The sequence below is a fragment of the Bacteroides muris (ex Afrizal et al. 2022) genome (assembly GCF_004793475.1).
GTDB lineage: Bacteria > Bacteroidota > Bacteroidia > Bacteroidales > Bacteroidaceae > Bacteroides > Bacteroides muris.
This window is the reverse complement of record NZ_SRYZ01000038.1, coordinates 14,739-35,681: the sequence shown is the minus strand read 5'-3', so window position 1 is coordinate 35,681 and position 20,943 is coordinate 14,739. Positions and strand designations below refer to the sequence as shown.

Below are 20,943 nucleotides of genomic sequence, written 5' to 3'. Positions count from 1 at the left end.
GTTTTGTTTTCCTGACCGGAGTGACCAAGTTTGCGCAAGTAAGTGTGTTCAGTGACTTGAATCAGCTGAATGATATCAGCATGAAGTCTCCTTACGCTGCTTTGTGTGGTATTACCAAAGAGGAGTTGTTGAAAACCTTTCTGCCGGAACTTGAGAGACTGGCTAAACGAAGAGGGATATCCTTACAAGAAGTGATTGATTTGATGGAACGTCAATATGATGGTTACCATTTTCATCCGGAAGGTGTAGGAATGTTCAATCCGTTCAGTGTATTGAATGCTTTTGATGCAGAAGAGATGGGGCACTATTGGTTTCAGACCGGCACACCTACTTACTTGGTTGACTTGCTGAAGCAGAGTGATTACGATATACGTCTATTGATAGATGGAGTGGAAGTGCTGGCTTCCGCTTTCTCTGAATATCGTGCGGAAACAAATAATCCTCTTCCGATGATTTATCAAAGTGGTTATTTGACCATAAAAGGGTATGATGATGATGTGAAGCTATACACTTTAGGCTTTCCGAATGATGAGGTACGTTACGGCTTTCTGAATTTTCTGGTACCCTATTATACCAATGTATCCAATGATGAGACTGGTTTCCACATCGCTAAATTCATGCGTGAATTGAAGAGTGGAGATGTGGAGGCGTTTATGGAGCGTCTTAAGATATTCTTCTCCGGTATTCCGTACGAGTTGAGTGATGATACGGAACGTCATTATCAGGTTATTTTTCATGTAGTGTTTACTTTGCTGGGACAGTTCATCCGGTCCGAGGTTCGCAGCAGCCGTGGTCGTGCGGACGCAGTAGTTCATACCCCTACCGCTATTTATGTTTTTGAGTTCAAACTGGACGGTACAGCCGACGCAGCTCTGAAACAAATAGATGAGAAGGGGTATCTGATTCCTTATACCTTGGATGGCAGGAAATTAGTGAAAGTAGGTGTGAACTTCAGTAAAGAAACACGGAATATTGATGAATATATTGTCGTGGAGGAATAGGAACGAACAATCATATATATGGAAAAGGCGATGAAGATTTGATTCTCCATCGCCTTTTCCATATTATAGTATTTCACCTTATTTCTTCATTCTCAGCACCCGTATTCCCGTCCACTTATTATTGTCTTTCAGCATTTGTGACAAGGAGACCTTGGAGGCCACCACTTTCTTGTCGGTAGAGGAAGCGTGTACCAGCAGGAGTTTGCTGTCTGCATAGAAAGCGATTCCCATGTGGGCTACATCCAGCCCCGGAGTGTTGGTGGTGATGGCTATGATATCGCCGTCTTTAATCCACGGAAGGCCATCGGCGGGAAGTTTGGCTTTGGGAAGATAGTGAACTTCCTTGCCGGACAAGGATTGCTCTATCTTCTTCATTTTGGCTACGTTCTCCGGAGAATTTGCCAGCTGCTTGTAGAGTTGGGGGTGGGAAGACATGTAGGAGATTGATAACTGTTCGGTGTCGGGACTCATGGCATCCGTTACATCCTGAAGGAAGCCGTTGCGTACGCCATTGTTTATCCAGTCGGCAATATAATGCAGGCGGGAAGTGTACCCGTCGATTTTACCGTCACGGTAACGGATTTTCTGCAGGTTATCGGCGAAAGCGCTTTCCGAAATGTCTCCGTCGGCCAATTTGGGGGTGAGTGTCTCTGCCAGCACATATTCCACCAGCGTGGTGCAGTCTACCTCATCGCAGTTGATGACGAGTTCCTCGGGACCATCTGCCTCCAGCGTATGGGCCACGTATGGCACATCCAGATACTTTATTCCATTGCTCAACATATCTTTCCCTCCCTGGGCAGAAACGGAAGTTACCAGAGTTGCCGCACAGAGGGCGCTGAACATAAATTTAGTCATTGTTTTCATTTTTCTTTCTTTTGATTATTACTGTTCTTAAACGTAAAAAGGATGCAGCAAATTTACTACATCCTTTTTATAAAAGCTTAATACGGGGGAATTAAATTCAATACTGCCGGATTAAATATTTATAAATTCTTTTGAGGCAGATTCAGAGGCCGGGGAATACGAGCCCTTCACGCAGCCACTTCTCCAGTTCTTCGGTCCATTGACGCTTGTAGGGGAAGTTGTCACGGAATCCCCAGCCATGTCCGCCGGTAGGGTAGGCATGCAGGCTGGCAGGTACTTTATGGTCGCGCAGGGCGAGGAAATAGCCGATGCCATTGATGGGTGGCACCGCATCGTCATCCGAAGAAAGCATGATGAAAGCTTGGGGGGTGCGTGCCGATACCTGTCTTTCGAGTGAGTATTTCTGTTCCAGTTCCTGAGACGGGTTTTCTCCGAGGAGATTGGTGCGTGAGCCTCCATGAGTGATACCCGGTTGCATGGAGATGACCGGATAGAACAGTATCTGAAAATCGGGACGGGTTTTGTCACTGCTGTAGAGAGTGGCTAGCGAAGCGGCCAGATGTCCGCCTGCAGAGGCTCCCATGATGCCTACGCGCTGAGGGTTGACGCCCCACTCGGCAGCATGTTCGCGTATGAGGCGAATGGCTTGTTCGGCATCAGAAAGGGGGATTTCATTGTGGCCGTTGGGCATGCGGTACTTCAGTACTGCGTACGTAATGCCTTGTGCATTGAGCCAGGAGGCCATGTCGAGTCCTTCGTGGCGCATGGCAAGACCGCTGTAAGCGCCTCCCGGACACATGATGATGGCCATACCGTTGGGCTGGGAAGCCGGGAAGATGGTGAGGGTAGGGACGGTAATGTTGGTTACCCATTCACTGTTATAGTTCTGTTCTGCTTCGGACGGTCTGCTGTTGTTGGGGGCTTTGTCGGGCCATAAAGGCAATTCGACGGGATTTTGTGCAAATAATAGGGCCGTTGTAAATAAAGAAAAGAATAATAGAATCTTTTTCATGTTTCTTATATTTAAAGTTATTTGGTCTGAAAGGAATAAGGGGACTTTCCGTCCCCCTTATTCCTTTCAAATGTTGAGCTTGTGAGATTTCAACTATTTGGTTTTCATGGAAGCTTTGATGAGATAGCATATCAGCAGGACGTATGCACCTAGTGCCAGTACTTCAGACCAGGTATTCTGTAACCAAGCATCGTTCACGAGGTTGATTCCTCCGAAACGCATGGCGGCGCTTGCCACACCCATCAGTGCACCGCCGGCAATGAAACCGGAGGCCAGCAGTGTGCCTTTCTCTCCGCGTTCGGCATTGAGAGCGGCATCCTTGCTGCGGCTGGTCACGTACCAGTTGATGGCACCGCCCACTACCAACGGAACATTCAGTTCCAACGGGATGAACATGCCCAGTGCAAACGCCAGTGCGGGAATCTTGCAGAAGTTGAGGATGACGGCCAGCACTGCACCTATACCATAGAGCAGCCAGGGCGCACCCACACCGTTCATCAGAGGTTCGATAACGGCTGCCATGGCATTGGCCTGGGGAGCGGCCAATTGTCCGCTGGTGAAACCGTACGTCTTGTTCAGGATAATCATTACACCACCTACGGTAGCGGCGGAAACGATGGTTCCGAGGAACTTCCAGGTCTCCTGTTTGGCAGGTGTGCTGCCCAGCCAGTAACCGATTTTCAAGTCTGTGATGAAGCCTCCTGCCATGGACAGTGCCGTACATACAACACCGCCCATCACCAGTGCGGCAACCATTCCTTCGGGACCTTTCAACCCTACGGCTACCATGACCACGGATGCCAGGATCAATGTCATCAACGTCATTCCGGATACGGGGTTTGTGCCCACAATCGCAATGGCATTGGCGGCCACGGTGGTAAATAGGAAAGCGATGCCTGCCACAAGCAGGATGGCTACAATAGTATGTGCCAGGTTGCCCTGCATCACATCGAAGTAGAAGAAGAGAACAACCAGCAGCAGTGTGATGGTGGAACCGATGGCGATAATCTTCATGGAGATGTCCCGTTGCGTGCGTTTTACGCCGGCCTCTACATTGGATTTACCACCCATTTCCTTGGCAGCCAGCCCTACGGCACTCTTGATGATGCCCCAGGACTTGATAATGCCGATGATGCCTGCCATGGCAATGCCACCAATACCGATGCTCTTGGCATAATATTTGAAGATTTCTTCCGGAGTCATGGCGCCTACGGTTGCCGTAATCTCGGGGTTCCATTGGTTCAGTACGGAGTCTCCCCAAATCATGGACATGCCGGGGATAATAATCCACCATACGGCCAGTGAGCCGGCACAGATGATGGACGCGTATTTCAGCCCTACGATATAGCCCAGACCAAGCACGGCAGCACCCGTGTTAACCTTGAACACCAGCTTGGCTTTCTCGGCCAGCATTTCGCCGAAGCCGCATACGCGGGTGGTGAAATTCTCGTTCCACCAGCCGAAGGTTGCCACAATGAAGTCATATAGACCGCCGATGATACCTGCCGTGAGCAGCGGCTTTGCCTGGCTGCCGCCCTTTTCGCCGGAGACGAGCACTTGCGTGGTGGCTGTTGCCTCGGGGAAGGGATACTTGCCGTGCATGTCGCTCACGAAATATTTGCGGAAGGGAATCAGGAAGAGAATACCCAGCACACCTCCCAGCAGGGAGCTGATAAAGACTTGTGCGAAGGTGACGGTGATTTCTTTCGGATAGGTTTCCTGAAGGATATAAAGTGCCGGAAGGGTGAAGATGGCGCCTGCCACGATGACGCCCGAGCTGGCGCCGATGGACTGGATAATGACGTTTTCGGCCAGTGCATTCTTGCGTTTGGCGGCACCCGATACGCCGACGGCAATGATGGCGATGGGGATGGCTGCTTCGAATACTTGCCCCACCTTCAGCCCCAGATAGGCTGCTGCGGCCGAAAAGAGGATGGCCATCAGAATACCCCACGTCACCGACCAGGCATTTACTTCTGAATACTTCTTGTCCGGGCTCATCAAAGGGTTGTACACTTCTCCCGGTTTCAATTCACGGAACGCATTTTCTGCTAGTCCGGTGATAGGTTCTTCTTCTTGTTTCATAGGTTTTGTAGTTTTATGTTTTTCGTTATGGAGTTCAAAGAAAGCAAAAAAAAAGGAGATTTAAAAAAATCTCCTTAATTCTGTATGGTAAAATGCTTATTTGGCATCTTTTGCCGTCATATCTCCTTCGATAAACAATCGCATTATTTCCGTTTTGGCATTGGTGCGCAGGGTAATGGATTTCTTGAAGTGGCCGGGGTATCTTCCGGTTCCATTATAGGTTACTTTCACTGTGCCCGTCTTTCCAGGTGCTATCGGTTCCTGTGAGTATTCGGGAACGGTACATCCGCAGGAAGCCACGGCCTGATGGATGACAAGCGGAGCATCGCCTACGTTTGTGAACTTAAAGGTGTAGCTGACCACCGGGCTGTTCTCGGAGAATGTGCCGAAGTTGTGGGTGGTCTGTTCGAATTTGATGTCTGCCTTTCCTTGGGCATAGGCACAACCGATGCTCATAACCAGCATCAGCATATAAAAAGCGACTTTCTTCATGTTCTTATCTTTTTTATATTTCAACGGCGCAAAGGTAACCCATTTTCATTAAAATAATGCCTATGGCGTGCGAAATTGTATTAAATCGGGCTCAAAAGGTCTCTGTACGAATGATAAGCAGGGAAAAATAGGGGAAGCGGATGGTCGCTATCCGCTTGCTGTCATTGATATACTTCTCTTCCGGAGTGCCTACATTCTCAAAATAGTGATACCGGTATTCGGGATGCAGGCGGATGCAGCGGTGAATCTCATCGGTGCATCTGGACAGCTTCATGATGACAACCGCACTGTTTTCGCTTGTCAGTTTCTCTATCTCTTCTGTCGTAGTAATGCCGGGTATCACCGTCAGCCGCTCTTCCTGGCTGGCTACATGGAGCCCGCCCAGTGCGCCGGCGGCAATGAAGGCGGGGATACCGGGGATGTGTTCCACGGGGATGCCGTCTGCCTGCAGTTTGTCATATACATAGTGTATGGAAGAGTAGAATCCGGCATCTCCTTCGGCAACGATACAGACCTTCTTTCCTTGTTGCCGGAGGGTGGAGCTCTCCATATAGACCTCGTCGTAGGCGCTCAGGGCTTTTTCGCGCTGTTTGCTCATGGGGAGTGGAAAGCGGCGCACCGTGTTTTCCGGAATGTCGAGTTGCAATAGGATGTCGGCTGCGCGTGAAACTCTGTTTCCATCTTTGGCCAGTGTCTCGGGACAGAAAATACAGTCGGCTGCCTGCAGGGCTTTCAAGCCTTTTATGGTAATCAGTTCCGGTTCGCCGGGACCGAGAGATACAAATATGACGGGGAACATTTGCATGAAGACATTAAAGGTTAAAAATTAAAGAACAGCAAAACGGCTACAAAAGTGGGGAAATAATCAGTAGCAAACAAGATATTCGCTATCTTTGTTATTTACTAAAACAATCTGTTTTTTATGGATTATCAACTGAACACCCGCTTGAATGGCAACATAGCCATGACTTCCAGCTACCATGAGCGTGCGTCGCTGCAACGTGACAAGACTCTGTATAAATTCATTTGGGTACAGAGCGGTACGCTCACTCTGGAAATAGACCATATCCCCATGCGCCTGGAAAAGGATGAAATCGTGACCTTGACCCCGTTGCATCACCTGGAGGTAAAAGAGGTGGACGGTGAATACCTGACGTTTGTATTCAACAGCAATTTTTATTGCATCTATGGACATGACAACGAGGTCTCTTGCAATGGATTCCTTTTTTATGGCTCTTCCAAGGTGATGAGACTGGCGCTTTCTGCCGGGCAGTCTTCCAACCTGCATGACATAGTCCGCATTTTCCGGCAGGAATCGGTCATCCATGACAATCTGCAGGAGGAGATGCTACGCATTGTCTTGAAACGTTTCATCATTACCTGCACACGCATTGCGCGCCAGCGTTTCGGGGTGGGGCAGGAGAAGGAAAAGACGTTTGACATCATCCGGCAGTATTACGTATTAGTGGACCGGCATTTCAATGAGAAGAAGCAAGTGCAGGATTATGCCGATATTCTTTGCCGTTCTCCCAAGACACTTTCCAATCTGTTCTCGACCTGCGGGTTGCCTTCCCCTTTACGGGTGATTCATGACCGCATTGAGGCGGAAGCCATGAGATTGCTGCTGTATACCCACAAAAGCGCTAAGGAAATCAGCTCCATTCTGGGCTTCGAAGACTTGTCCGCGTTCAGCCGTTTTTTCAAGAAAATGACCGGCGAGAGTGTCTCGGACTACCGGAAAAGAGTGAAACGGGAAGAATTGCCAACTGTTGCGGAATAATTGCCATTTCGTACGTGGTGGAAAACAAGGAACTTTGCAAAAACAAAAATCAAGTCATATTACTGAAAACATTTAAAAAGTAGAACAAAGATGAAAACGAAATTGCAAAACTTGTTTATGGCTGCGTTGACGCTGGCCGCTTCCACTCAAAAGTTGGGTGTTAATTTGATTCGTGTAGCCATCCTGGTTATTTTCGTATGGATTGGTGGGTTGAAATTCTGGAATTATGAGGCTGAAGGGATTGTCCCTTTTGTGGCGAACAGCCCGTTCATGAGCTTCTTTTATACAAAGAGTGCCCCGGAGTACAAGGAGTATAAGCTGAAAGAGGGCGAGTTCAATGAGGCGAAACATCAGTGGCACGTGGAGAACAATACGTATGGTTTCTCTCACGGTCTGGGCATTCTGATTATGACCATCGGCATTCTGACATTTCTGGGGATATTCTCTCCGAAAATCGGACTGGTGGGAGCTGCACTGGCCATTGTCATGACAATAGGTACCCTCTCTTTCCTGGTGACAACCCCTGAGGTGTGGGTGCCTGACTTGGGAAGCGGGGAGCACGGCTTTCCGTTGCTGACGGGGGCAGGGCGCTTGGTCATCAAGGATACGGCCATTCTTGCCGGTGCCATTGTCGTACTGTTTGACAGTGCAAAAAGAGTATTGAACCAATTAAGGAAATAGACGTATGAAACAGTATGATGTCATTATCATCGGATTCGGCAAAGGCGGAAAGACATTGGCTGCCGAGTTGGCAAAACGGAAGCTGGACGTTGCCGTAGTGGAGCGTTCGGAAAAGATGTACGGAGGGACATGTATCAATATCGGTTGCATTCCCACAAAAACATTGGTGCATGCGGCAAAGTATGCGGACAAAGACGCTTCTTGGGAGGTCAAGAAGGCATACTATCGTCAGTCCATTGCAAGGAAGGAAGAGGTCGTCTCTTTCCTGCGTCAGAAGAACTATCACAATCTGGCCGACAATCCTCATATAACGGTCTATACGGGTATCGGCTCCTTTGCAGGTCCGGATGTGGTGGAAGTTGGGATGGCGGAAGGGACATTACAATTGCAAGCTCCCCGGATATTCATCAATACGGGTGCCGAAACCGTCATTCCACCGATAGAGGGGATACAGGGCAATCCGCGGGTATATACCAGCACCTCCATTATGGAACTGACTGAGCTGCCGGCACAGCTCGTCATTGTAGGCGGGGGATACATCGGACTGGAATTTGCTTCCATGTATGCTTCATTCGGTTCGCAAGTCACGGTGCTCGAGGGCTCTTCCGAACTGATATCCCGGGAGGACCGGGACATTGCGGACAGTGTCCGGGAGGTATTGGAACAGAAAGGAATCGTTTTCAGGCTGAATGCACGCGTGCAGTCCGTGAAAGGTTCTGACGTCATTTACCGGGATGCAGTCACTGGAGAGGAGCATCAGTTGCAGGCTGATGCCATCCTGCTGGCTACCGGCCGGCGTCCGAATACGGCTGGCTTGAATCTGGCGGCGGCAGGTGTAGAGGTGAATGAGCGCGGTGCCATTGTGGTGGACGACTATTTGCTGACTACCAACCCCAAGATACATGCTATCGGTGATGTAAAGGGCGGTTTGCAGTTTACCTACATTTCTTTGGATGATTACCGCATTCTGCGCGAAGACCTTTTCGGGGCGGGAGAACGCAAGGTGTCCGACCGTGACCCGGTGAGCTATTCGGTATTCATCGACCCGCCGCTTTCACGCATCGGGCTGAGCGAAGCGGAAGCACGCAAGAAGGGATTGAATATAAAGGTCAACAAGCTGCCGGTAGCCGCCATTCCGCGTGCCAGGACTTTGGGCGATACGAACGGACTCTTCAAGGTAGTGGTAGATGCCGATACGGACAAGATTTTGGGCTGCACGTTGTTTGGGCCGGAATCGAGTGAAGTCATCAACCTGGTGGCAATGGCTATGAAGACCGGGCAGGAATATACCTTCCTCCGTGATTTTGTCTTTACACATCCCAGCATGAGTGAAGCACTGAATGACTTGATGGGCTTTTAAAGATTATTTAGGCACAATATCCGTCAATTTGCAGGAAGAGCATTTGCGTATCTCCCCAAAAATGACGAATATTGTGCCCGAATTCCATAAACCCCAATAGTCATGACCCGGATATCTGCCATAGGCATTGCACTGCTGTGCATTTTATGCGTAACCTCTTGCGGCTTAAAATCAAGACAGACTACTACCGAATCTTCTTCCGAAACGGGCTATTCTCCGGTTACGACAGACACGGCAGCTACCATTGTACCGTGCTATGCCAAAGGCTATACGGTGAAATATCTTCCGCACCATGTCCGTCTGGTGGATATACACGACCCTCAAAAAGAAAGCAGCAGCACTTTCCACTATGCGCTGGTACCGAAAGGCATAAAGCCTGTCGGCATACCGAGCGACTATACGGTGATAGAAACGCCGGTGGAGCACGTCATGTGTATGACATCCCTGCAACTTTCCAACTTCATCCGTCTGGATGCCTGCGATTATGTGGTGGGCATCACCAGTACGCGCCATCTCTTCAACAAGGAGATGAACGACCGTTTGAAGTCCGGCGAGACCGTGAAGATTGGTATCGAAGGGAACTTTGATAATGAATTGATAATGAGCATGAATCCAGATGTTATCTTTATCTCTCCTTTCAAGCGGGGTGGATATGATGCCATGCGGGAAATCGGTATTCCACTGGTTCCCCATTTGGGGTATAAGGAGATGACCCCGTTGGGGCAGGCTGAATGGATAAAATTCATCGGCATGTTTATAGGCCGGGAAGTGGAGGCGAATGAAAAGTTTGCTGCGATAGAGAAGCGCTATAACGAATTGAAGGAGCTGGCTGCCAACGTGAAGAAGCGTCCGGTGGTATTCAGCGGCGAGATACGGGGCGGCAACTGGTATGCAGTGGGAGGAAAGAGCTTTCTTGCCGAACTGTTCCGTGATGCCGGTGCGGATTATTTCTTGAAAGACGATCCCCGTTCGGGAGGTGTCACGCTGGATTTTGAAACCGTATATAGCCAGGCGGAGAGTGCCGACTATTGGCGCATTGTCAACAGCTATGACGGGACATTCACGTATGATGCCTTGAAGTCCCTCGACCCGCGTTATGCCGACTTCCGTGCGTTCCGTGAGAAGGGAGTGGTGTACTGCAACATGCGTGAGAAACCCTTCTACGAAAGTATGCCCATGCAGCCCGAAATTGTATTGGAAGACTTGATACATGCTTTCCATCCCGATTTGTTGCCTGACTATAAACCGACTTACTACGAACTGCTGAAATGATAAAAAGACCCGTACTTCCGTTGATGTTGCTGACACTGGCATCTATCTTTCTTTTTTTCCTGCTGAACCTGCTTTTGGGGTCGGTTCACATTCCTCTGCGCTCCGTGTGGAACATATTGTGGGGAAATACGGATGAATCCGTTATTTGGCAGAATATCATCTGGAAGTCCCGCGTGCCCCAGGCGTTGACGGCATTGGTGGCGGGAGCAGGGCTGTCGGTCAGCGGTCTGCAGATGCAGACGGTGTTCCGCAATCCGCTGGCAGGGCCTTCGGTATTGGGCATCAGTTCAGGTGCCAGCCTGGGTGTGGCTTGTGTGGTATTGCTGTCCGGGGCGATGGGCGGTGTGGCATTGAGCCGTTTGGGGTATATGGGCGAGGTTGCCTTGTCGGTTGCCGCCATTATCGGTGCGCTGGCTGTGATGGCGCTCATTGTCTATGTCTCCCAGAAGGTGAAGGGCAACGTGACGCTGCTGATAATCGGTGTGATGATAGGCTATGTGGCAAGTGCCGTCATCGGCGTATTGAAATATTTCAGTGTGGAGGAAGATATACGTGCATATGTCATTTGGGGATTGGGTAGCTTTGCCCGTGTTTCGGGCGACCAGATGGTGCTGTTTGTCTGCATCATGGCTGTGCTGCTTCCGTTGTCCTTCCTGCTGATAAAGACGATGAATCTGTTGCTGCTGGGCGATGGCTATGCACGCAATCTGGGACTGAACATCAAGCGGGCACGCCTGCTGGTTATCTCATGCTCCGGTGTGCTGGTGGCTATTGTAACGGCCTATTGCGGTCCGATTATGTTTATCGGATTGGCGGTTCCCCATTTGTGCCGTGCCATCTTCCACTCTTCGGACCATCGGGTGTTGATGCCTGCCACATTGCTGGTAGGCGCTTCCCTGGCATTGGTCTGCAATCTGATAGCCCGTATGCCCGGCTTCGAGGGAGCTTTGCCGGTCAACTCGGTGACGGCACTGGTAGGTGCGCCGGTAGTGGCTTCTGTACTTTTTAGAAAACGGAAAGGAGAATTGAATGAATAAGGAAACCATACATATAGAGAATCTTTCCATCGGCTATCCCGGTAAGGGCGATGTGAAAGCGGTGGCAGACGGCATTTGCGCCGGAATCAACAGTGGTGAGCTGACTTGCTTGTTGGGAGCTAATGGAGTGGGGAAGTCCACGCTGCTCCGTACGTTGTCTGCCTTCCAGCCAAAACTTGGAGGAAACATATTTATTGAAGGAAAAGAGATTGGGGACTATACCGACAAGCAGCTTTCGCGCGTCATTAGTGTGGTGCTGACGGAGAAGTGCGATATACGCAATATGTCCGTCGTAGAACTGATAGGTCTGGGGCGTAGCCCCTACACCGGTTTCTGGGGAACTCTTTCGAAAGAGGACAAGACTGTGGTGGACAAATCCATCGCCCTGGTAGGCATTCCCCACCTGGCGCACCGCATGGTGCATACGCTGAGTGACGGCGAACGGCAGAAGGTGATGATAGCCAAGGCGCTCGCCCAGGAAACTCCCGTCATCTATCTGGACGAACCGACAGCTTTCCTCGACTTTCCCAGTAAAGTAGAGATGATGCAGCTGCTTCACCAGCTTAGCCGGCAGACGGACAAGACGATTTTCCTTTCTACCCACGACCTGGAACTGGCCCTGCAGATAGCGGACAAGATATGGCTGATGGACAAGGCGAACGGAGTGACCGTCGGCACGCCCGAAGACCTCTCGCTGAACGGCAGCTTGAGCAACTTCTTTGCCCGTAAGGGTATTGCCTTCGATTTGGAAACGGGACTGTTCAGGGTAGCCAATGAATATACCTCCCGGATACGCTTGGCGGGCCACGGGCAGAAGTATGCCATGGTGCGCAAGGCACTCCAGAGAAACGGCATTCTGGCAAACCGGAATGTTGAGTCGGAGATTTATATCGAAACCGGAGATTTGAAGGGAGACGGCAGCTTCGTATTCCATCGACCGGGCAAGGAGCCGGTAACAGTGTACTCCATTGAGAAATTGCTGCAAATAGTCTTGTCATTCCATTCCCTATGATGCACCATTCTGCAAAGGATAATTATGTCCACTTAACGACGACTCCGGTCTCCCGGCTGATTACGTCATTGGCTGTGCCGACCATCATCAGCATGCTGGTGACGTCCTTCTACAACATGGCAGATACCTATTTTGTGGGTATAATAAATACCCAGTCTACGGCTGCCGTAGGTATCGTGTTTTCTGTGATGTCCATTATCCAGGCTGTGGGATTCTTCTTCGGTCATGGTTCGGGGAACTACATCTCCCGTAAGTTGGGGGCGCAGGAAACGGAGAGTGCCGAGAAGATGGCATCCACCGGCTTCTTTTTTGCCTTGTTTATCGGAGCGGCTCTGGCTGTGCTGGGATTGCTGTTCCTTACACCGCTTTCCCTTGCTTTGGGGTCGACGCCTACTATTCTTCCGTATACGGAGCGCTATTTGGGAATCATTCTGCTGGGTACTCCTTTTATGACCGCCTCATTGGTGCTGAATAACCAAATACGTTTTCAAGGTAATGCGGCGTATGCCATGGTGGGGATTGTGAGTGGGGCGGTCATCAACGTGGTGCTCGACCCTATCCTGATTTTTGTATGCGATATGGGCATATCCGGTGCCGCACTGGCCACAGTAGTCAGCCAGATATGTAGTTTCATCCTTTTGCTATATATGGGGCGCAGAGGAGGAAATATACGTATACGTTACAGAAACTTTACGCCTACACTGGCTTTCATCAAGGAAATTATTGGGGGTGGAACTCCGTCACTCACCCGGCAGGGACTGGCAAGCGTGGCAACCATTTTGCTGAACGTGGCGGCCGGTGCATATGGTGACGCAGCTATTGCAGGGATGTCCATTGTGACGCGTATCTCTATGTTTATCAATGCTTTCCTAATTGGTTTCGGGCAAGGCTTCCAACCGGTATGCGGATTCAATTATGGTGCCGGGCTGTATGCCAGAGTGCGCCAAGGATTCTGGTTCTGTGTGAAGGTAGGCTTTTTCTTTTTGCTGGTTTGTGCGGTGGCAGGTATGGGATATGCCGAGGAGATTGTCTCCATCTTCCGCAAGGGAGACCCTGCTGTTGTAGCTACCGGTGCGGCAGCATTGCGCTGGCAGTTCATCACCTATCCGTTGGGTGCATGGATTGTGGTCAGCAACATGATGCTGCAGACTATCCGCAAGCCCGTACGCGCTACGATACTTTCCTCTGCCCGTCAAGGGCTGTTCTTCATCCCCCTCATCTTCATTCTTCCTTATTTCTTAGGACTGAAAGGGGTGGAAATGTGCCAGGCGGCGTCGGACATGCTGACCTTCTTCCTCGCCATTCCATTGACCTGCGGGGTGCTGGCGGAGATGAAGAGGAAGGAGGCGGAACAACTGCAACAGCGGCAATCTTGAAGTTTCTGCGTCCCTATTCAATTTTCACGGGAACTATCGGTTGCCGCTTCACTTTATCGAGGGGAGCTGCATGGTACTCGATGCGCCCGAAGTCTATCTGTCTCAAATCAATGCTTCTGATTGTACTGTTGTACATGGTGCGATAGTAGATGATACCGTTTGTCATATCTGTGGCCGATGTCCATTGGGTGGCACTTGGAATATTGGCAGGAACCTGGCCGAGGGGAAACTCGATGCCTACGGGTATATCAAAGTTATTCAGTATCTGAAAACATTGGAGAACGGTTTCCTGTGCGGTATTCTGTGGCGGTGTAGAAGTCTGGTAGAAAGCGGCACGGATAAAGCGGGAAGGGGGAGTCACATCTCCCGGAATTCCCAAAAAGCCGCTTCCCGAACCGAAAGGGGCTATAGTTACATTGCCCAGCGATTTGCTTTCGGCACTGCCCGGGTAGAGGTTCACATAATTGTTTAAGTTGGTCATCTGCCAGTCAAAGCCGGGGGAGTTTGTCAATACTCCCAGTTTGTTTTCATAGAAACGGGGCTGTCCGTCGATGAACTCCAATACCAGTTGGCGGCCGGTCTTGTCTGCAATCTGCCAATGTACGGTGGAGGCGCGCGGGTCAATGGCTATGACCGTCACATTTTCAATAGCCTCCTTTACCTCGTCCACAGTAGAAAAGCTTCCCAACAGCCATGATACCAATTGTAAATCGGCTATGCTCGACGCTTTTCGTGTGGGGTCGTACTCCTCGTATTTGCCATATCCGGGAAAGTAGAACAGCCCGGCGGAGAGCCCGGCTTCATTCAGACCTTCGGCCACGAACTCCTTTTGCTCCACTGCCAGGCCTACGTAGCCATAGCGTGAGGTGAACTCCATGCTGGACAGACTGCCTCCGGGTGTCAGTGATTGTTGCGAATAACCGCGCGGTACGATGACGTACTGGCTGTTCAGCTCACTGCCTCCCCATTCGATGGTGCGGGCTACGACGTGCGCATTGTCTTTGGCCGTCAGGGTGATACCGGTACATGCCCCTGCTGTTTGAGGGGCGAAGGTGAGGGCTGTCATTGCAGCCAGCAGGATAGGGATTCTTTTTGCCATATTATTCAGTTTATATTGTTGAGTATCTGTTTGTATACTAAACAACTCTGTATGGCAAAATGTTCCCTTACCAGAACCGGTACCCCAGCGTAAAGAATGCGGCGAAGTTCTTGGGAAAATATCCTCCTTCTTCCGAATGACCTATCATCTGGTTTATCTGCTCATTGACTTTTACCAGTCCCACTTGTGTCTCTGCACCGATGATGAATCTTCTGTATTCAAAAGTAAGTCCCAGGGCAATACCTGCATCGAAACGGTTGTTACCCATTTTCCCGTCTACCATACTGCCGAAAGTGTCTATCTTGAACTGGTATCCTCCCTGCATACTGCTGCTGCTATAATCGTAAGTCTCACCGGAAGTCTTGCCTGCCACACCTATGGCCGCATAAGGGCCGACACTCAGCGAGGCATGATAATCCTTGCCCAGATGGAGGCGGGCCGCTATCATGAGGGGGATTTGCAGATACAGTTCATGCATTTTGGCCTTGCCGATGTGGCTTATCTCGTCTTTACCGCCGATGGACACGAATTCCAATGCGGATTGCAGCACCCAGGTCTTGTTGAGGACATATTCTGCACCGACACCAGCTTTGTAAGCTATTTGGGTGTCACTACTGGAGTGTTTTCCATGAAAATGGGAGGTACCGATTCCAGCTTTTGCATGAAAGGACAGCGGGCTTTGTGCCAGACCGGTCAGTACGGTCATTGCCATACAGACGGTAATGATTATCTTCTTCTTCATGAGTAAATTTTTCCGTTTTCGGTTATGAGTAATACTGTTAGTTCGCCATTGGGCAGTAAGGGGTCACAGTGCCGGTGACAGAGCTCAATCAGTGCCTTGCCAAACTTTTCCAGCAGCTCTTCGGGAATGATGTCCCAGAGTTCGCGCGCCAGGTTCATCTGTCCGATGGCGGCAAGTGTTTCTTCGCTGCATCCCGTCTGGCGTGCCAGGTCTTGAATGAATTCCTTATTCATGGTCACTTTCTTGCTGTGGGTATCCAGATTGCCTTCGGCCAGTTTCACGGCCTTTCCCATCATCACGCCGAGGGTGACGTGCGGTACTTGCTCTTCGGCTGCTATTTTCAAGGTTTCGCCGATAAAGTTGCCGTAATGCACGAAAGCCTGGGCGGGGAGGTCGGGATAATACGCCTTGATGAAACGTTCGCTCTTTGCGCCGGAGCTGATGACGATACGAGGGTTCCGGGTTGCCTTTGCCACTTCCATGGACTTCCGGATGGAATTGATGAAGGCTTCCGAGGAGAATGGCTTCACGATGCCGGAGGTCCCGATAATGGAAATGCCTCCTTCGATACCGAGGCGGGGATTGAAGGTGCGTTTGGCTATTTCTTCTCCACCGGGGATGGAGATGGTAATGAGAATAGGATTGGGCTGTTTGGCAATATGGAGGCGTTCAAGCCATAGCTTGACGTTCTTCTTTATCATTTCGCGTGGGGTGTCGTTGATGGCAGAGCTACCGAGCTCAAGTCCCAGACCGGGCATGGTGACGACACCTACGCCTTCGCCGCCGCAGACGATGATGTTGTAGTCGTCCTGGGGAGTGTCTTCCGGCAGCGGGTCGTCTATGCGGAAAGGTATGGCTATATTGGCCACAACTTTCATTCCGTTGGTGATGTCCGGGTCGTCGCCGGCATCCTTGATGACGGTAGCGCTTGTCTCGAACATGCCGTCACCGTTTTCCAGAAGGTCGGAGTGGGGAATATGGTGCTGCGGCTCTACGGGAACCTGGATGGTTTCTCCGTTGGGAAGAACTACCGGAAATTCCGTAGGACGCTTTTTGAAGTAGATATTGAATACATCCCAGGTGGCGGCTACGGCGGCAGCGGCGGCACATGTTCCGGTGGTCAGTCCGCTGCGCAGGGGGAAGAAGTCGGGTAAATGTTTCTCGATTATGCGGCGCAGGCCATGCTCGCCGTTTACACAGATAAACTTGCCGGATGTCTTGGGGCGGCAGATGGCAAAGATGCGTATACCCAGTTGCCGGGCAGCTTCCACCTTCTCGCAGAATCTGCCGGATATCCCGCTTTCTTTGAGGAGGATGGCTTCGGGATGAAGCTGTTTCATCAGGATTTGCTCGTCTTCTCCGGGTGTGTAGTAGTAGAGGTTCTTCTCGGAGAAGCCCTGTTCCCGGGCGAGCTTGCGCGAGCTGTCACGGTCGAGGATGCGGAAGTAACAGCAGGCATTCTGCCACAAAGGCTTCAGCTTACCTATGGTCTGTACGCCGGTCAGTGCAAGTAAGATGAAAATCTTTTCTTTCTGTATCTTCTCGATGGCATCGTCATAATCCCTGCACCAGGTGATGTGTTCTTCATCGCGTTCCGGGAAGATACGCTCGAAACGGATGACGGGGATATTCGATTCCACGGAGACTTGTTCCAGAGTCTCATGCAACTGTGTGGCAAAGGGGTGTGCGGCGTCTATCAGCAGCTTTATGTGATGCTGTACACAGAATGTTTCTATTTCTATTGCATCCATCGCGCCTTGCAGGCGGATGCCATTATGCAGAAGTACGTCCTGCTCATCCCCTTTGGTAGAATAGTAGAAAGTTTTTCCGGCTTCTTCAAGGGTTTGGATGGCTATGCGTCCTTCGGTGGTTCCGCCAAATATTAATATCATGTTTGAATGTTTATGGGTGATTAATCGTTGATTTATTTCCGGTACAGATGCTTGAACTCGTGTGCATAGAGCCGTGACAGACCTTCACGGTTGCCGATGGCTTCGCCTACGACAATCATGGTTGTCAAGGTGAGGTTATTTTCCTTCACTATCCTGGCAAGGTCTTTGAGTTCCCCCCTGAATATTTGTTCGTCTTTCCATGTCAAGTGGTAGCAGACAGCTACGGGGGTAGTTTCCGGATATTCCTGCAACAGTTCTTCCTGCACCTGCTCCGCAATGCTTGCACTGAGGAAGATGCACATGGTACTTTGTGAGCGTGCCATGAGATGTAGCTTTTCGCGTTCGGGCATGGGTGTACGTCCTTCGCCGCGTGTTAGGATGATGCTTTGCACTTTTTCCGGAATGGTGAACTGCGACTTCAAGGCAGCTGCCGCCGCCTGGAAGGAGGATATGCCGGGGGTGATGTGGTAGCTCATACCGTGCTGGTCAAAGTAGTTCATTTGTTCCTGAATGGCACCATAGATACAAGGGTCACCCGTATGCAGGCGTACGATGAATTTTCCCTTGTCATAGAACTTCTTCATCACTTCAAATTGTTCTTCCAAATCCATGGAAGCGGAGCTGAGTACGGTAGCACCGGCCTTGGCACAGAGAGTCAGCTCCTTGGGAACGAGGCTGCCGGCATACAGAATGAGATCGGCGCGTTCCAGCATTTGGCGTCCGCGTACGGAAACCAGGTCCGGGTCGCCCGGGCCGGCACCCACTATTTCGATGTGGCCCTGGCGCACAGTTCTTATGTCAAGGGCGGCGGCCACGGTATAGTTCTCTCCTTTCTTCTTGGGCACCAGCAGCCGGGAGTTGTTTGCACTCAGTAAGGCGGCGGCTTCGCTGACGCTGGGGGTACCCATGTGCTTCATGACGGTTTTGCTGGGATGGGGCACCTCTATCTCTACCAGTTCCTCGGCTGTATAGAAGTAGACCGGGAACTTCTTTTGGAGCGCTTTCACTACCGGTTCGTCACTTTTAGCTTTAATCGTGGAGATGGAGGCGATGCTTTGGGGCATGATGCCGTATTCCTTCAGTGTGTTCATAATCTCTTTCTCCACTTTCCGCACGGGACCTGCCAGCCGGGCAAGGCCGATGCCGAGGTGTACGACACAGGGCACGTAGCATATCATAGGCATTTCCGGGAAGTTGGGGACTTGGGGAGATACGCACAGAATCAGTTTGAAGCGTGAAGGTTTAATGTCCTGCACCCGGTAGAATACTTCTACATGAGGCGGCAGGTGCGCCTCCATCCAGTCCGTGCCTTCATTGCGCACCGTGAGCAGCAGGGCGGTGGGCTTGCCGGAAACGAAGAGGCTGATATGCTCGTTCATGCATACTCTTTTTTTCTCTTCGGGCGTCTTGGCAAGTTCTGCCAGCAGGAGGGTGGAGGGCTCGGCGTTGATGACCGGAAACCACCCGAAACGTTGGGGCAGGGTATCGAGTCCCCATAGGCCGGTGCAGTCGCTTTGCGTGGTGACTACCGGTTCGGCCCCGAGGATATTCGCTACCTGGTGGGTCAGTTCGTTGGCTCCTCCGATGTGTCCGGAAAGTACGGAGATGGCAAATTTACCGGTACTGTCCACGCAAACTACGGCAGGGTCGGTATATTTGTTCTTCACGCAAGGAGCGATGGTGCGGACACAGATTCCCATGGCGCCAATGAAGACAAAGGCATCATAGCGGTTGAAGTTTTCCGCTGTGAATTTGCCGGCAGATTCTATATGTGTGCATCCCTCTTCGTGCCTGAGGGTGAAGATTTCGGAGTCGGGAAGTTCGTTGAGCAGTGATTGGGCTATGCTCAAACCGGCTTCGGAGATTAGAATAATAGCTGTTTTCATAATGGGTATGTTTAAGAAAGCGTGGCTTTCATAATTTCAATGGGGTTATATTCGTTCAAGGCGATATGGGTGGAAGGGTGGAGTACCATTCCGTTCCGCTCGATTCCTCGGAGGAACGCCTCCTTGCTTTCTGCCGATACGGAGTTGAAGACGATGCAGCCTTCGGGGTGCAGCACTTGTTTCACTTTCTCTATCATTTCCTCCAGATGTCCGCCGTGTCCACCGATGAAGACGGCATCGGGGCGGGCAAAGGGAGTGAGGTCGGTGTGCAGGAAATCTCCGGTTACCGCCGTAATGCCCGGTGCGCCGAAGCGGCGGGAGTTGGTGTCCATCAGCTCTTTTCCTTCGGGGCGTATCTCGAAGGAGATGACGGCGAGATGGGGAAATTGCAGGCGGGCTTCGATGGAGACGGAACCGGTACAGAAACCGATGTCCCAGAAGACGCGGCGGCGGTTCAGTTCCAATGCCTGCAGGGTGAGCAGGCGGATGGGAGCCTTGGTTATCATGCGGGCGCGTCCGTCAAGATGTGCAAACTCTTCATCGGGGATGCCGAAGGGACGGACTGGAAAGTCTGGGGCTTCGCTACCGTGCAGGGAGTTTGTGCGGCATTGTCCGGAATGGCTGTCCAGCAGCAGGCAGTTGGGATGTTCGAAGTCACCGGCAACCGCTTCCCGGGGTGTCATCCGGCGTATGCGTTCCTTTTCGGGATTGCCGAGATGTTCGCCGATGTATAGCGTGTAGTGGGAGTACCCGTATTCCAGCATGCGGTCGGCAATGGTGGCCGGGGTATGTTCGCGGTCGGTGAGGATGCCTATTTTGGGTGCGTGCTCTATGAGGGCACGGTCGAACTCCTGCCACGGGCGTCCTGTCAGGGAGACGGTGCGCATGTCGTCATACGGCATGACGAGGCGGTGTGCCAATGTCTGCAAGGAATTGAAAGCGGGATAGAGCAGAATGTCTGCCTCGGGAAGCTTGCGCTTTATGGTATTGGCAAAACCGAAGAATAACGGGTCGCCGGACGCGAATACAATGATGGAGTCGTCCGTAGCCGTCTCTTCGAAGCGGGTAAATATTTCTTCATAATGGGAAAAGACGTAGTCCAGCGGTACGGTGATGGAAATCCATTCGGCCCCGGCAGGCAGCAGAGGACCGACAATCTCCTTATGCCGTATGCCGCCGGAGAAGACCTTCCCCTTCCGTATCTGTGCCAGTGCTTCCGGTGGAAAGAAGGGGGAACGGTTGTCATCCATTCCTATGATTATAAATCTGTGTTTCATTCAATGAGTAATCTTATGAAAATATCAAGTAATGTAAGGGGGCATAACAAGTAATGTTATCGGTCGTAACAA

18 protein-coding genes are annotated in these 20,943 nt (G+C 51.0%); 8 read left to right on the top strand and 10 right to left on the bottom strand.

Annotated features, from left to right (window positions below):
- On the top strand, window positions 1–1,001 hold a 1,001-nt coding region (locus E5355_RS14240; protein WP_168354343.1), incomplete at its 5' end, for an AAA family ATPase.
- A 78-nt stretch (window positions 1,002–1,079) separates the two neighbouring features.
- Here the strand turns inward: E5355_RS14240 and E5355_RS14235 are convergent.
- The 5 genes from E5355_RS14235 to E5355_RS14215 form a co-directional block, all read right to left on the bottom strand.
- Entirely contained in the window at window positions 1,080–1,868 is a 789-nt protein-coding gene (locus E5355_RS14235; RefSeq protein WP_136010894.1) for an N-acetylmuramoyl-L-alanine amidase-like domain-containing protein, read from the bottom strand.
- A 142-nt stretch (window positions 1,869–2,010) separates the two neighbouring features.
- A complete protein-coding gene (locus E5355_RS14230; protein WP_136010893.1) occupies window positions 2,011–2,880 on the bottom strand; it encodes an alpha/beta hydrolase in 870 nt (289 codons plus the stop codon).
- A 93-nt stretch (window positions 2,881–2,973) separates the two neighbouring features.
- Window positions 2,974–4,965 carry an OPT family oligopeptide transporter gene (locus E5355_RS14225; protein ID WP_136010892.1) on the bottom strand — a complete coding sequence of 664 codons (1,992 nt, stop codon included), beginning with the start codon at window positions 4,963–4,965 and terminating at the stop codon, window positions 2,974–2,976.
- A gap of 96 nt (window positions 4,966–5,061) precedes the next feature.
- A complete protein-coding gene (locus E5355_RS14220; RefSeq protein WP_136010891.1) occupies window positions 5,062–5,457 on the bottom strand; it encodes a DUF1573 domain-containing protein in 396 nt (131 codons plus the stop codon).
- Window positions 5,458–5,548: 91 nt separating this feature from the next.
- A complete protein-coding gene (locus E5355_RS14215; protein WP_176469621.1) occupies window positions 5,549–6,256 on the bottom strand; it encodes a precorrin-2 C(20)-methyltransferase in 708 nt (235 codons plus the stop codon).
- A 123-nt stretch (window positions 6,257–6,379) separates the two neighbouring features.
- On the opposite strand from E5355_RS14215, the gene E5355_RS14210 reads away from it, so the two are divergent.
- The 7 genes from E5355_RS14210 (at window position 6,380) to E5355_RS14180 (ending at window position 13,975) form a co-directional block, all read left to right on the top strand.
- The gene (locus E5355_RS14210; protein ID WP_136010889.1) at window positions 6,380–7,237 is read left to right on the top strand and encodes an AraC family transcriptional regulator; all 858 of its coding nucleotides are present in this window, start codon (window positions 6,380–6,382) and stop codon (window positions 7,235–7,237) included.
- 90 nt (window positions 7,238–7,327) lie between these two features.
- Window positions 7,328–7,918: a DUF417 family protein gene (locus E5355_RS14205; RefSeq protein WP_136010888.1), complete on the top strand. Its 591-nt coding sequence runs from the start codon at window positions 7,328–7,330 to the stop codon at window positions 7,916–7,918.
- A 4-nt stretch (window positions 7,919–7,922) separates the two neighbouring features.
- Window positions 7,923–9,278 carry an FAD-dependent oxidoreductase gene (locus E5355_RS14200; protein WP_016273627.1) on the top strand — a complete coding sequence of 452 codons (1,356 nt, stop codon included), beginning with the start codon at window positions 7,923–7,925 and terminating at the stop codon, window positions 9,276–9,278.
- 102 nt (window positions 9,279–9,380) lie between these two features.
- Window positions 9,381–10,550 (top strand): ABC transporter substrate-binding protein, encoded by a 1,170-nt coding sequence (locus tag E5355_RS14195; RefSeq protein ID WP_136010887.1) that lies wholly within the window; start codon window positions 9,381–9,383, stop codon window positions 10,548–10,550.
- On the top strand, window positions 10,550–11,587 hold the full coding sequence (locus tag E5355_RS14190; protein WP_034529853.1) for an iron ABC transporter permease: 1,038 nt from the start codon (window positions 10,550–10,552) through the stop codon (window positions 11,585–11,587). Before E5355_RS14195 ends, E5355_RS14190 begins: the two co-directional genes overlap by 1 nt.
- The gene (locus tag E5355_RS14185) at window positions 11,580–12,599 is read left to right on the top strand and encodes an ABC transporter ATP-binding protein (RefSeq protein WP_136010886.1); all 1,020 of its coding nucleotides are present in this window, start codon (window positions 11,580–11,582) and stop codon (window positions 12,597–12,599) included. Before E5355_RS14190 ends, E5355_RS14185 begins: the two co-directional genes overlap by 8 nt.
- Window positions 12,596–13,975, top strand: a complete 1,380-nt coding sequence (locus E5355_RS14180) for an MATE family efflux transporter (protein ID WP_136010885.1) — start codon at window positions 12,596–12,598, stop codon at window positions 13,973–13,975. Before E5355_RS14185 ends, E5355_RS14180 begins: the two co-directional genes overlap by 4 nt.
- Before the next feature lie 13 nt (window positions 13,976–13,988).
- Here E5355_RS14180 and E5355_RS14175 read toward each other — a convergent pair whose 3' ends face one another.
- The 5 genes from E5355_RS14175 to cbiE all read right to left on the bottom strand — a co-directional run bounded on the left by E5355_RS14175 (window position 13,989) and on the right by cbiE (window position 20,871).
- On the bottom strand, window positions 13,989–15,074 hold the full coding sequence (locus tag E5355_RS14175; RefSeq protein WP_136010884.1) for a linear amide C-N hydrolase: 1,086 nt from the start codon (window positions 15,072–15,074) through the stop codon (window positions 13,989–13,991).
- Window positions 15,075–15,141: 67 nt separating this feature from the next.
- Complete coding sequence (locus tag E5355_RS14170; protein ID WP_016273633.1) at window positions 15,142–15,816, bottom strand: outer membrane beta-barrel protein; 675 nt, start codon at window positions 15,814–15,816, stop codon at window positions 15,142–15,144.
- Window positions 15,813–17,708 carry a cobalt-precorrin-5B (C(1))-methyltransferase CbiD gene (gene cbiD, locus E5355_RS14165; protein ID WP_136010883.1) on the bottom strand — a complete coding sequence of 632 codons (1,896 nt, stop codon included), beginning with the start codon at window positions 17,706–17,708 and terminating at the stop codon, window positions 15,813–15,815. Before cbiD ends, E5355_RS14170 begins: the two co-directional genes overlap by 4 nt.
- Before the next feature lie 32 nt (window positions 17,709–17,740).
- Window positions 17,741–19,594 carry a precorrin-4 C(11)-methyltransferase gene (cobM, locus tag E5355_RS14160; RefSeq protein ID WP_016273635.1) on the bottom strand — a complete coding sequence of 618 codons (1,854 nt, stop codon included), beginning with the start codon at window positions 19,592–19,594 and terminating at the stop codon, window positions 17,741–17,743.
- A gap of 11 nt (window positions 19,595–19,605) precedes the next feature.
- Window positions 19,606–20,871, bottom strand: a complete 1,266-nt coding sequence (gene cbiE, locus E5355_RS14155) for a precorrin-6y C5,15-methyltransferase (decarboxylating) subunit CbiE (protein ID WP_136010882.1) — start codon at window positions 20,869–20,871, stop codon at window positions 19,606–19,608.
- Between the last annotated feature and the right edge of the window lie 72 nt (window positions 20,872–20,943).